Raw genomic sequence first — 11814 nt, 5'->3', positions numbered from 1 at the left:
CCCCGTACAACTAGTGTGCGGCGGGCCCCCGTTCGCGGTCGAACGGTTTTCCGCGGGTGAGCGGGTAGCAGGCCAGGCCGATCGCCAGCGAGATCAGGTGCCCGAGGTCGGTGTACGTGCGGTCGGCGGCGAACGGTACGAGGAAGAAGGCCAGTACCGCCGCGAGGTAGAACCAGCGCCAGGGCCGGGCCAGCCGGTAGGTGAGGATGCCCGCCGAGGCGGCGAGCCCGTAACTGACCCCGATGTCGACGACGTGCGCCATGCTGCGCGGCACGTCGTGGAGGCGGATGGCCACCAGGACGACCTGCTGGCTGACGAGAGTCGCCGCGATGTGCGCCGTGGCGACGGTGAAGAGCCATTTCGCGGTGCCGAGCCAGCGCTCCACGGGGGCGTGGAGCAGCTCGAAGAGCACCGCGTACAGCAGGAGGTCGGCCGGGTCCTCGATCCAGAACGCGCTGCCGAGCAGGGCCCGGAGCGGGTGGTGCGCGAGCTGGTGGAGGTTGCTGCTGTTGCGGTGGAGGAGGTAGGCGTCCAGGCCCTCGGGGGACAGCGCGATGACGAGGCTGGTGATCGCGATGACGAGGAGCCAGAGATGCGTACCGGGTGACGAACGCACCCACGACCTGATCGGTCGGGACGGTTCGCCACCCGGGGAGGTTCCGCTGTTTCCGCTGGCTTCGGTCGGCACGGTTCAGTGCCTATCACCGAAGCCGTGAGAAACCTCAGAAATTGATCATGTGTCCGGCAATGCCGTGGATCGCTTCCTTGACGGCCTCGCCCAGCGTCGGGTGCGCGTGGACGTTCCGGGCGACCTCGTGGACGGTGAGGTCCCACTGCTGGGCCAGGGTCAGCTCGGGCAGCAGCTCGGTGACGTCGGGGCCGATCAGGTGGGCGCCGATGATCTCGCCGTGGGTGCCGTCGGCGATGATCTTGACGAAGCCGGTGGTGTCGCCGAGACCGTGCGCCTTGCCGTTCGCGACGAAGGGGAACTTGGCGACCTTGACGTCGAAGCCCTTCTCGCGGGCCTGCGCCTCGGTCCAGCCGAAGCTGGCGATCTGCGGCTGGCAGTAGGTCGCGCGCGGGATCATCGGGTAGTCGAGTTCCATCGTCTCGGCGTCCCCGATGGTCTCGGCGGCGATGACGCCCATGGCCTCGGCGGTGTGCGCGAGCATCAGCTTCGCGGTGACGTCGCCGATGGCGTAGATGTGCGGCACGGAGGTGCGGCAGCGGCCGTCGACGTCGATCGCGCCGCGCTCGGTCAGGGCGACGCCGGTGGCCTCCAGGCCGTAGCCGGTGACGTTCGGGGCGAAGCCGATGGCCTGCAGGACCTTGTCGGCCTCCAGGACCTTCTGCACGCCGTCCTTGCCGGTGACGGTGACGCGGACCTGCGGGCCGGACTCGTCGATGGCCTCGACGCGGGTCGAGGTGAGGACGTCGATGCCGAGCTTGCGGTACTGCTTCGCCAGCTCCTTGGAGACCTCTTCGTCCTCCAGCGGCGCGATCCGGTCGAGGAACTCGACGATCGTGACCTTGGTGCCGTAGTTGTTGAGGACGTACGCGAACTCGATGCCGATCGCGCCGGCGCCGGCGATGACGATCGACTGGGGGGCGTCCTCGGCGAGGATCTGCTCCTCGTACGACACGACGCGCTCGCTGCGGGCGGTGCCGGGGAGCAGTCGCGGGGTGGCGCCGGTCGCGATGACGCAGTTGTCGAAGGTGATCGTCTCCGAGGTGCCGTCGGACTTGGCGACCTGGAGGGTGTTCGCGTCGAGGAAGGTGCCCCGGCCGTCGAACTCCGTGATCCCGTTCTTCTTCATCAGGAAGTGGACGCCCTTGACGCGGCCGTCGGCGACCGAGCGGCTGCGGCGGAACGCCTCGCTGTAGTCGAAGGAGACCGTGCCGTCGACCTTGATGCCGAAGGTCTTCGCCTCGTGGGTGAAGATGTGGGCGAGTTCGGCGTTGCGCAGCAGTGCCTTGGTGGGGATGCAGCCGACGTTCAGGCAGACACCGCCCCAGTACTTCTCCTCGACGACCGCGACCCGCTTGCCCAGCTGGGCGGCGCGGATGGCGGCGACGTAGCCGCCGGGGCCAGCTCCGAGTACGACGACGTCGAAGCGGTCTGACATGACTGACTCCCGAGGGTGGTGAGGGTGTTCGGTCCGCGTACGGCCCCACAGTAGTCGGGAGTCCTCCGGCCGGGTCAGTTGTAGGATGACTGGGCAACCGGGCAAATGGAGGGTCGGAACGGCATGGCACTCAGAGCTGCGGGGCGTACCTCGCTGGTGGATTCCGTAGTGGAACAGCTGCGTACGCAGCTCGCGGACGGCGAGTGGGCGGTCGGCGACCGCATCCCGACCGAGCACGAGCTCGCCCAGCAGCTGGGCGTCGGCCGCAACACCGTCCGCGAGGCGGTCAGGGTCCTGGTCCACGCGGGCCTCCTGGAGTCCCGCCAGGGCAACGGCACCTTCGTCAGGTCGACCGCCGATCCGGCCGCCGTCCTACGCGAGGTCCGGCACGCGGGCGCCGCCGACGTCCTCGAACTGCGGGTCGCCCTGGAGGCCGAGGCCGCCCGGCTCGCGGCGGCCCGGCGGGACACCCACGACCTGCTGCGGCTGCGGGCGGCCCTGACCGGTCTGCGCGAGGAGGGCGACCGGGACGCGGACGCGGACCTCGCCTTCCACCTCGCGGTCGTCGGCGCCACACACAACGCGCCCTTCGTCGAGGTCTACCGCTTCTTCTCCGCACAGGTCCACGACGTCCTGGTGGAGGCCCTCGGCGACCGGGAGATGCCCCCGGTCGACATAGACGCCCACGAGGCACTGGTCGCCGCGATCGAGTCGGGCGACCCCGAGGCTGCGGAGCGACAGGCCCGCGAACTGCTGCGGGCGCCCATGGAGACGGTCGCGGCGCTGACGGAGGGCTCCCGGTGAGCGAGGGAACACGGACGACGGAGCCGGCGGGCGCCCCGGCGCCCCTGCTCGTCGACGCCGAGGCCGGGGTCGAGCAGACGGCGGCGGGGAAGGCGGCCCGGCGGGCGCTGCTCGCGCATCCGGCGCTGCTGCTCGTCGGGATCGTGCTGGCCTCCCTGAACATGCGGGCCGCGCTCGCGAGCGTGGCGCCCCTGGTCGGTGAGATATCCGCCGACTACGGGCTCTCCTCGACGGCGAGCTCCCTGGTGACCTCGGTGCCGGTGCTCTTCCTCGGCCTGGGCGCCCTGGTGGCGCCGTGGCTCGGCCGCCGCTTCGGCGCCGAACGCGTCCTCTTCGCGGCACTGCTGCTGCTCGCCGTCGGCATCCTCGCGCGCCTGCTGCCCTCCGCGTACGCGCTGTACGGCGGCGGTGTCCTCGTCGGCACCGCGATCGCCCTGCTCAATGTGCTCATGCCGGGCCTGATCAAGCGTGACTTCCCTGACCGGGCCGCGGCGATGACCTCGCTCTACACGGGCGCGATGGTCGCCGGGGCCACGATGGCGGCGGCGGCCGCGGTGCCGCTGGAGAAGGCACTCGGCGGCGGCTGGGAGGCCTCGCTCGGCGTCTGGTCGCTGCTCGCCGCGGTGGCCGCCGTCGCCTGGCTGCCGCAGGTGCTGATCGCCCGGGGCCGTACCGGACATGAGGTGCGGGCCGTCCCGGCCGCCGACGCCGCCCGTCCGGTGAACCTCTGGCGCTCGGGGCTCGCCTGGCAGGTCACGCTGTTCATGGGCCTGCAGTCGCTCTGGTCGTACGTGCTGATCGCCTGGATGCCGACCATCCTCACGGACCACGGGATGAGCCGCTCCACGGCCGGTGTCGTCTTCGCCTTCAACAACCTGGTCCAGATCGCGGGCGCCTTCGTCGTGCCCGTGCTCGCCGGCCGGATGCGGAGCCAGCGTCCGCTGATCGTGCTGGTCACCACCCTGGTCGCGGCCGGTTACGCCGGTCTGATGGTGGCGCCGACGGAAGGTGCCTGGCTGTGGTCGGGGCTCCTCGGCGTCGGCCAGGGCGGCGCGCTCGGCCTCGCCCTGACCCTGATCGTGCTGCGCTCGGGGGACGCGAAGACCGCGGCCCGGCTCTCCGGGATGGCCCAGACGGTCGGCTATCTGATGGCCGCGGCGGGTCCGATCGCCGCCGGCGCCCTCCACCAGGCCACCGGCTCCTGGACCCTGCCGATCAGTCTGGTCCTCGTCGTCTGCGCGACCGCCGTCGGCGTGGGACTGCTCGCCGCACGCAACCGGACGGTCTGAGGTCTGAGGGGAGCGGAGAGGGGGCGGGACCGCCCCCTCTCCTTCCCGCCCGCTACTCCTCGCCGGCCAGGGCCAGCCTGCTGAGCTTGTAGCCGGCGAACCAGGTCGCCACGACCGTGACCGCCACCAGGAGCACCACCGCCGTCGTGAGGCCGACCTCGGAGGTGACCAGGCCGTCGCCCGTGACCTTCTGCGCCAGGGCGAGCGACCACTGCTGCACGCTCAGGGTCTTGGCGCCGTCGATCAGGGAGCCGAACAGGGCCTCCCACACCAGGGCGTAGACCAGGCCGATGACCACCGCGTGGCGGCTGATCGTGCCGAGCAGCAGGAACAGCGCGCTGTACGCGATGGAGGCCACCAGTGCCGCCACCGTGTAGGCCACGGCCACCTGCTGGCCGTTGCCGTTGAGGATGAACCCGGCGATGAACGTCGGGACCGCCGAGAAGACCATCGTGACCGCGATGGCCACGATCAGCTTGGTGAAGATGATCGTGTGCCGTTTCACCGGCTTCGACAGCAGATAGACGATCGAGCCGTCGTCGATCTCGGGCCCGATCGCGCCCGTACCGGCGATCACGCCGATCAGCGGCACCATCGTGGCCAGCGCGAAACCGCCGAGGACATCGGCCGCGGCCTGGTCGTCGGCACCGCTGAGAAGGCGGATCGCCGCCGAGATGAGCAGCAGCATGCCGGGCAGCAGGAAGAGGATCAGCGCCCTGCGGCGGCCGAGGAGGGCCCGGTAGGTGAGCCGGGCGACTGTGGGGTTGTACATCGGTCAGGCTCCTTTCAGGCCGCGACGAGGTATGAGAAGACCGATTCGAGGGACTCGTCCGAGGGCGAGACCGTCAGGAGACGGATCCCCCGCTCGCGCGCGACCTTCGGCAGCAGTTCCGTGAACCGTCCGAAGTCCACCGCCTGCACGCGCAGGCCGCCCTCCGCGTGGTCGACCTCGATGCCGGCTGTGGACGGGTCGGCGATCAGCGCGGCGGCGAGTGCCCGGTCGTCGCTGGAGCGGACCAGGTAGCGGTGCGGCCGGTCCGTCATCAGCCGGCGGATCTTGCGGAAGTCACCGGAGGCCGCGTGCCGTCCGGCCACGATCACCTCGATGTGGGAGGCCAGCTGCTCGACCTCCTCCAGGATGTGCGAGGAGAACAGGACCGTGCGGCCCTCCGCGCCCATCCGCCGCAGCAGCTCCATCAGCTGCATGCGCTGGCGCGGGTCCATGCCGTTGAACGGCTCGTCGAGCAGCAGCACCGACGGCTCGTGGACGAGGGCCGAGGCCATCTTCACGCGCTGCCGCATGCCCTTGCTGTACGTGGAGATCTTGCGGTCCTGGGCGTACTCCATCTCGACCGTGGCCAGGGCCTGCTGGGCCTCCTTGGCGCCGAGGCCCTGCAGCTCCGCGTTGGCCAGGACGAACTCGCGGCCGGTCAGGAAGTCGTACATCGCCTCCCGCTCGGGCACGACACCGATCTGGCGGTAGACCGACTCGTTCCCCCAGATCGTCTGACCGTCGAGGGTGACGGCGCCGGTGGAGGGGTCGAGGAAGCCGCCCATCATGTTGATGAGGGTCGACTTCCCGGCGCCGTTCGGGCCGAGGAGGCCGGTGACGCCCGGACCCACCGTCATCGTGATGTCGTTCACGGCCACGACGTTCCCGAACCAGCGGGAGACGTGGTCGATGTGGAGCGTTGTCACAGCCCGACCTTTCGGTAGCGGCGCATCAGGATGCCGTACGAGGCGGCGATGAGCGCGAGGACGACCAGCAGATAGACCACGCCGACACCGGCACCCGGTCCCCCGAGCTCGGGGAACATGGGCGGTGCGCCCAGGAAGGCGGTCTGCACGCCGTCGATGAGGCTGATCGGGGAGAACAGGCCGAGCCACTCGATGGCGCCCTTGTTCTCCGTGGTGTAGGCGATGCCCATGAGCGTCGAGACCGCACCGTACGAGATGGTCAGGACGCCGATCACGGCGGCGACGCCGAAGCCGCGGCGCGGGGTCAGCGCGGCCATGACCAGGCCGACGCCGGCGAAGAGCAGCGAGAGCAGGGCCACGGAGACGAGCCCCTGGCCGAACATCTTGGCCTGCTCGGCGAAGTCCATCTTGGCCAGCATCGAGCCGATCCACATGATCAGCAGCGGGACGGCCGTGAGGATGAAGAGCGCCGACGCCATCGCGCCGTACTTGGCGAGGACGTAGTCCGCGCGCTCGATCGGGCGGGAGAAGTACAGCGGCACGGTTCTGAACCGGAGGTCGCGGGACACCGACTGCGGGGCCTGCGAGGCCAGGTAGATGCCGATGACGACCTGGAGGAAGACCGCGTACTGCGTGTACTCGATCGACAGCTTGGACTGCTTGGTGAAGACCGCGATCGCGACGAAGATCAGCGCCGGGATGCACATCACGCCGAAGAGCAGCATCGGCAGCACCTTCGACTTGGCGCTGCGGCCCAGGCCGTACGCGCCGCGCAGGGACTGCGAGAACAGCGACCTGCGCGCGTACGACCGGCCGAGGCGCGGGCCGTCGTACGACCGGTAACCGATGTTGTGGATCCGGGTCGTGTCGGGAGCGGCCTGGGAGGGCTGGGGAGTCTGGGTGCTCATCGGGCCGGCACCTCCTCGTGCTGCGGGGACGCCTCGGCGGCTTCCGGCTTGAAGACCTCGGCGATGTGGTGGCGGCGCTGCTCCATGCGGACGAGACCGAGACCGAGGTCCGAGACGGTGTCCCGCACCAGGTCGTACGTCTCCTCGCCGGGCGCCTCCAGGAGCAGGATGTGCCCGGCACCGGGCAGACCGTCCTCCACGCCCGCGTGGAGGACGACACCCGCTGCGGAGAGGGCAGCGCGGAGCGCCGCCGTGCCGTCGGGGTGGGTGTCGGAGTCGGTGACCTCGACCGCGAGCGTCGTGGTGCTGCGGGTGAACTCGCTGGTGGAGCTGGAGCGGAGGAGCCGGCCGCCGTCGATGACGACGACGTGGTCGCAGGTCCGCTCCAGCTCACCCAGGAGGTGGGAGGTGACGAGGACGGAGATGCCGAAGTCGGTCCAGACCCGGCGGATCAGTCCCAGCATCTCGTCGCGCCCGACCGGGTCCAGGCCGTTCGTCGGTTCGTCGAGGAGGACCAGCTTCGGGTCGTGGACCAGGGCCTGGGCGAGCTTCACCCGCTGCTTCATGCCCGTCGAGTAGCCGCCCATGGGGCGGTACCGCTCCTCGTACAGACCGACGTGGCGCAGGGTGTCGGCGGTCCGCTCGCGCGCGGCGGTCGCGGGCAGCCCGGACATCCGCGCCATGTGGACGACGAACTCGGTGGCCGAGACGTCCGGTGGGAGGCAGTCGTGCTCGGGCATGTATCCCACGCGCTCACGGATCTCGGCGCCGGACGTCCGCACGTCCAGGCCCAGGACCTCGGCGCGGCCCTCCGTGGCGGGGGAGAGTCCGAGCAGGATCTTGATCATGGTGGACTTGCCGGCTCCGTTGGCACCCACGAGTCCGGTCACACCGGGCCCGATGTCCAGGGAGAGCCGGTCAAGCGCGGTCACCCGGGGGAACCGCTTGCTGAGGCTTTCGGTCGCGATCACAGTCACGCTTCGAAGGTAGTGGCGTGCGCCACAGCGGTCGTCAGCCCAACGGCTCGATCCTTCTCCGACCAGAGGAGTACAAGCCAGTAGGGGAGGTCGAGACGAAAGTCTTTTTCCCGGGGTGTTCGGTAGGGCGGTTCCCCGGGATTCCGGGACCGGAGCGGCCGGTTTTCCACAGGGCCGGGTCCGACCCCTTGACGCAGCCGCCGGGCATTGTCACATTCATCGGTGTCAAGTTACGGACGCGTAGCGCAGTCGGGCGCTCACACGGGACGGCGGGTGGCATGGCCTCAGCAGTGACAGGGGAACTCTCCGCGGAGCTGCGGGGGTTCAGGGAGACGCAGCGGCTCGCATACGAGTGCGCCGAGGCCGTCGCGGCGCGGCTCAAGCCGGGGGTGACCGAGCGCGAGGCCGCCCGGATGCAGCGGGAGTGGCTGTACGAGCGAGGGGTGCGGGACTGGTTCCACCGGCCCTTCGCCTGGTTCGGGGACCGCACGGCCTTCGTCGACTTCAAGATCCCGTTGCAGTTCTTCCCGACCGACAAGCGCCTGGAAGCGGGGATGCCGTTCATCCTCGACATGGCCCCGGTCCACAAGGGGCACACGGCCGACATCGGCTACAGCGGCTGCCTGGGCCTCAACCCCCTGCACGACAAGCTGCTCGCCGACCTCCAGGACCACCGCGAACTGATCCTGCGCGAGGTGCGCGAGCGCCGTACGCTCCGCGAGATCTACCAGGACGTCGACGGGCTCATGGTCCGCCAGGGGTACGCGAACCGGCACCGGGCCTATCCCTTCGGGGTCATAGCCCACAAGATCGACCGGGTGAAGGAGCGCCGCTGGTCGCCGACGTTCTTCGGCTTCGGCGCCCAGGCGCTCAAGGGCCTCGCGAGCGACGCCCTGCACGGGCACCGGGACGGCTGGTCGCCGCTCTGGTCGCCGTACACGTTCTCCGACCACGAGCCGCAGCCGGGCCTGTGGGCGGTCGAGCCGCACCTCGGATTCCGGGGTACGGGCGCGAAGTTCGAGGAGATCCTGGTCGTCACCGACTCCCGGGACCCCGAGCAGAGCGCGTTCTGGCTGGACGACGATCTGCCGCACGTGCGGCGCTGGAACGAGAGGGCGGTCTGATGGCGGGGCTCAACGGTCCGACGGCGGGGCTCAGGGGGGCGCGGGAGCGCTGGGTGCGGACGGGCGGGATCGAGCTGTGCGTCGCCGAGCTCGGCGAGCCGGACCGGCCCACCGTCCTGCTCGTCCACGGCTATCCGGACTCCAAGGAGGTGTGGTCGGAGGTCGCGGGCCGCCTCGCCGAGGACTTCCACGTGGTGCTGTACGACGTCCGGGGCCACGGGCGGTCCACGGCGCCGGCCCCGCTGCGCGGCGGCTTCACCCTGGAGAAGCTGACGGACGACTTCCTGGCGGTCGCCGACGCCGTCAGCCCGGACCGGCCGGTCCACCTGGTCGGCCACGACTGGGGCTCCGTGCAGTCCTGGGAGTTCGTCACGGTCGCGCGCACCGAGGGCCGGATCGCGTCCTTCACCTCGATGTCCGGCCCCTCCCTCGACCACTTCGGGCACTGGATCAAGCGGCGGATGACCCGGCCCACTCCGCGCCGGGTCGGCCAGCTCCTGGGCCAGGGCGCCAAGTCCTGGTACGTGTACATGCTGCACACGCCCGTCCTGCCGGAGCTCGCCTGGCGCGGGCCGCTCGGGAAGCGCTGGCCGAAGATCCTGGAGCGCGTCGAGAAGGTCCCCGCGGGTGACTACCCGACGCCGTCGCTGCCGAGCGACGCGGCGAACGGCGCCTGGCTCTACCGGGACAACGTCCGGGCGCGTCTCGGCAGACCGCGTGCCGACGCGTACGCGCACGCGCCCGTGCAGCTGATCACCCCGACCGGGGACGCGTTCCTCTCCGAGCGGCTCTACGACGACCTGGGCAGCTGGGTACCGGACCTGACCCGGCGCACGATCCCCGCCAAGCACTGGGTGCCCCGCACCCGTCCCGACCAGCTCTCGGCCTGGATCGGCGACTTCGTCCGGGCCAACGAGGAACCGGCGGCGAGGGCGCCGAAGCCGGTCGCGGAGACCGTGGCGAAGAGCGGGGTGAAGCCGGAGTACGCGGAGCGGTTCGGCGGCCGGCTGGTGCTGGTGACCGGGGCGGCCAGCGGCATCGGGCGGGCCACGGCCTTCGCCTTCGCGGAGGCCGGCGCCCGGGTGGTGGCCGTCGACCGGGACGCCGAGGGCGCGGTCCGCACGGCCGAGATGGCACGGCTGATCGGTGCGCCCGAGGCCTGGGGCGAGACCGTCGACGTCGCCGACGAGCAGGCGATGGAGAAGCTGGCCGCCAAGGTGGCGAGCGAGTACGGGATCGTCGACGTCCTCGTCAACAACGCGGGCATCGGGCTCACCGGTTCCTTCTTCGACACGACGAGCGAGGAGTGGAAGCGGGTCCTCGACGTCAACCTGTGGGGTGTGATCCACGGGTGCCGGGTCTTCGGCGCCCAGATGACCGCGCGCGGTCAGGGCGGTCACATCGTGAACACCGCGTCCGCCGCCGCGTTCCAGCCGTCCCGCGCGCTGCCCGCGTACAGCACGTCGAAGGCGGCGGTGCTGATGCTCAGCGAGTGTCTGCGGGCGGAACTGGCCGGCCAGGGCATCGGGGTGTCCGCGATCTGCCCCGGCATCGTCAACACCAACATCACGTCGACCGCGCGGTTCGCGGGCGTCACGGACGAGGCGGAGGAGAAGCGGCGCCAGCGGAAGGCGTCCCGGCTGTACGGCCTGCGGAACTACCCGCCGGAGAAGGTCGCGGACGCGATCCTGGGTGCGGTTCTGCACGACCGCGCGGTGGTCCCGGTGACCCCCGAGGCCCGGAGCGCGCACTTCATCTCCCGGCTGAGCCCGGGAGTACTGCGGGCGTTCGCACGGTGGCAGCCGCCGACGTAGCGAGGGGGACCGGCGCGGGCCGTCCGACCCGCGCGGGGCCGGGTCGGGGGCGGCGGCCGTACGATCCCCTGCAGGAGGGGCCTCGCGGCGACGGGGTGGAGCGAGCGGTCGGTGGGAGCGGGTTTGTCCGAGCAGTCAGCACAGCCGGAGTACCGGATCGAGGATCTCGCCCATCACAGCGGGGCCACGGTCCGGACGATCCGCGCCTACCAGGACCGCGGGCTGCTGCCCCGTCCGGAGCGGCGTGGCAGGTCGAACGTGTACGGGGACGCGCACCTGGCGCGGCTCCGGCAGATCGCCGACCTCCTCGACCGGGGCTACACCCTGGCCTCGATCAAGGAACTCCTGGAGGCCTGGGACACCGGCCGGGGCCTCGGCGGGGTGCTGGGCCTCGTCGCGGAGGTGCACGGGCCGTGGACGGACGAGGAGGCGGACCGGATCTCCCGCGAGGAGCTGGACGCGCGCTTCGGCGGCACACCGGACGAGGCGGCCATCCTGGAGGCCGTCGAGCTCGGCGTACTGGAGCGGCTCCCGGACCGGGAGCGCGAGGAGTACCTCGTACCGAGTCCCCAGGAACTCGCGGTGGCGGCCGAGTTGTACGCGGCCGGGGTGCCGCTCGCGGCAATCACCGCACATCTGAGGGAACTTCGGGACCAGGTGGAGCACATAGCTTCCCGTTTCCTGGAGTTCACCACCGAGTACGTCTTCGCGCGCTATCTGGAGCACCGCCCGCCGACGGACGCGGACGCGGCCGAGGCGGCGACGATGGTGCGGCGGCTCCGGCCGCTCGCCCAGCAGACGGTGGATGCCGAACTGGCTCGCGCCATGCGCCTGTTGGCGACCCGGCATCTCCAGCTGCATCTGGCGCCCGAGGCGCCGGCCGTGAAGGACGACGAGCCGCGCCCGGTGACCCTTCCGGCCGGGACGATAAGGGCGGTTCAGGGTCTGGTGGGGCCGGAGGGCGTCGCGGCCTTCGTCGCCGCCGCCACGGAACGAGAGGTCCACAAGAGAACATTGGACGCGCTTACCGCAAATCGCCCAATCGATGGTGAAGTTACTCAATCTATCTGAAAA

11 protein-coding genes are annotated in these 11814 nt (G+C 70.8%); 5 read left to right on the top strand and 6 right to left on the bottom strand.

The window, feature by feature from the left end; translation table 11 throughout:
• Positions 1 to 10: 10 nt before the first annotated feature.
• On the bottom strand, positions 11 to 688 hold the full coding sequence (locus ABT154_RS02135) for a rhomboid-like protein (RefSeq protein ID WP_502969419.1): 678 nt from the start codon (positions 686 to 688) through the stop codon (positions 11 to 13).
• Between the two features lie 34 nt (positions 689 to 722).
• Positions 723 to 2126: a dihydrolipoyl dehydrogenase gene (gene lpdA, locus ABT154_RS02130; RefSeq protein WP_351851682.1), complete on the bottom strand. Its 1404-nt coding sequence runs from the start codon at positions 2124 to 2126 to the stop codon at positions 723 to 725.
• Positions 2127 to 2249: 123 nt separating this feature from the next.
• Here lpdA and ABT154_RS02125 point away from each other — a divergent pair, with 123 nt between their 5' ends.
• Positions 2250 to 2930 (top strand): FadR/GntR family transcriptional regulator, encoded by a 681-nt coding sequence (locus ABT154_RS02125; RefSeq protein ID WP_351851680.1) that lies wholly within the window; start codon positions 2250 to 2252, stop codon positions 2928 to 2930.
• On the top strand, positions 2927 to 4219 hold the full coding sequence (locus ABT154_RS02120) for a CynX/NimT family MFS transporter (protein WP_502969418.1): 1293 nt from the start codon (positions 2927 to 2929) through the stop codon (positions 4217 to 4219). The genes ABT154_RS02125 and ABT154_RS02120 overlap by 4 nt, the downstream gene beginning before the upstream one ends.
• Before the next feature lie 52 nt (positions 4220 to 4271).
• Here the strand turns inward: ABT154_RS02120 and ABT154_RS02115 are convergent, their stop codons facing one another.
• The 4 genes from ABT154_RS02115 to ABT154_RS02100 are packed head-to-tail and all read right to left on the bottom strand — an operon-like array spanning position 4272 to position 7796.
• Positions 4272 to 4991 carry an ABC transporter permease gene (locus ABT154_RS02115; protein ID WP_351851677.1) on the bottom strand — a complete coding sequence of 240 codons (720 nt, stop codon included), beginning with the start codon at positions 4989 to 4991 and terminating at the stop codon, positions 4272 to 4274.
• Between the two features lie 14 nt (positions 4992 to 5005).
• Positions 5006 to 5917 carry an ABC transporter ATP-binding protein gene (locus ABT154_RS02110; protein WP_317874459.1) on the bottom strand — a complete coding sequence of 304 codons (912 nt, stop codon included), beginning with the start codon at positions 5915 to 5917 and terminating at the stop codon, positions 5006 to 5008.
• Positions 5914 to 6825 (bottom strand): ABC transporter permease, encoded by a 912-nt coding sequence (locus tag ABT154_RS02105; protein WP_351851674.1) that lies wholly within the window; start codon positions 6823 to 6825, stop codon positions 5914 to 5916. Before ABT154_RS02105 ends, ABT154_RS02110 begins: the two co-directional genes overlap by 4 nt.
• Positions 6822 to 7796 carry an ABC transporter ATP-binding protein gene (locus tag ABT154_RS02100; RefSeq protein WP_317874468.1) on the bottom strand — a complete coding sequence of 325 codons (975 nt, stop codon included), beginning with the start codon at positions 7794 to 7796 and terminating at the stop codon, positions 6822 to 6824. Before ABT154_RS02100 ends, ABT154_RS02105 begins: the two co-directional genes overlap by 4 nt.
• A 284-nt stretch (positions 7797 to 8080) precedes the next feature.
• Between ABT154_RS02100 and ABT154_RS02095 the strand changes: the two genes are divergently transcribed.
• The 3 genes from ABT154_RS02095 (at position 8081) to ABT154_RS02085 (ending at position 11811) form a co-directional block, all read left to right on the top strand.
• Complete coding sequence (locus tag ABT154_RS02095; RefSeq protein WP_351851672.1) at positions 8081 to 8926, top strand: M24 family metallopeptidase; 846 nt, start codon at positions 8081 to 8083, stop codon at positions 8924 to 8926.
• Positions 8926 to 10740 (top strand): SDR family oxidoreductase, encoded by a 1815-nt coding sequence (locus tag ABT154_RS02090; protein ID WP_351851670.1) that lies wholly within the window; start codon positions 8926 to 8928, stop codon positions 10738 to 10740. Before ABT154_RS02095 ends, ABT154_RS02090 begins: the two co-directional genes overlap by 1 nt.
• 123 nt (positions 10741 to 10863) lie before the next feature.
• Positions 10864 to 11811 carry a MerR family transcriptional regulator gene (locus tag ABT154_RS02085; protein WP_351851668.1) on the top strand — a complete coding sequence of 316 codons (948 nt, stop codon included), beginning with the start codon at positions 10864 to 10866 and terminating at the stop codon, positions 11809 to 11811.
• Positions 11812 to 11814: the final 3 nt, after the last annotated feature.

It is taken from the genome of Streptomyces sp. NPDC001728, assembly GCF_040297565.1.
In the GTDB taxonomy this organism is placed as follows: Bacteria; Actinomycetota; Actinomycetes; order Streptomycetales; family Streptomycetaceae; genus Streptomyces.
The sequence above is the reverse complement of the archived record's forward strand: the minus strand, read 5'-3'. Positions and strand labels throughout refer to the sequence as shown.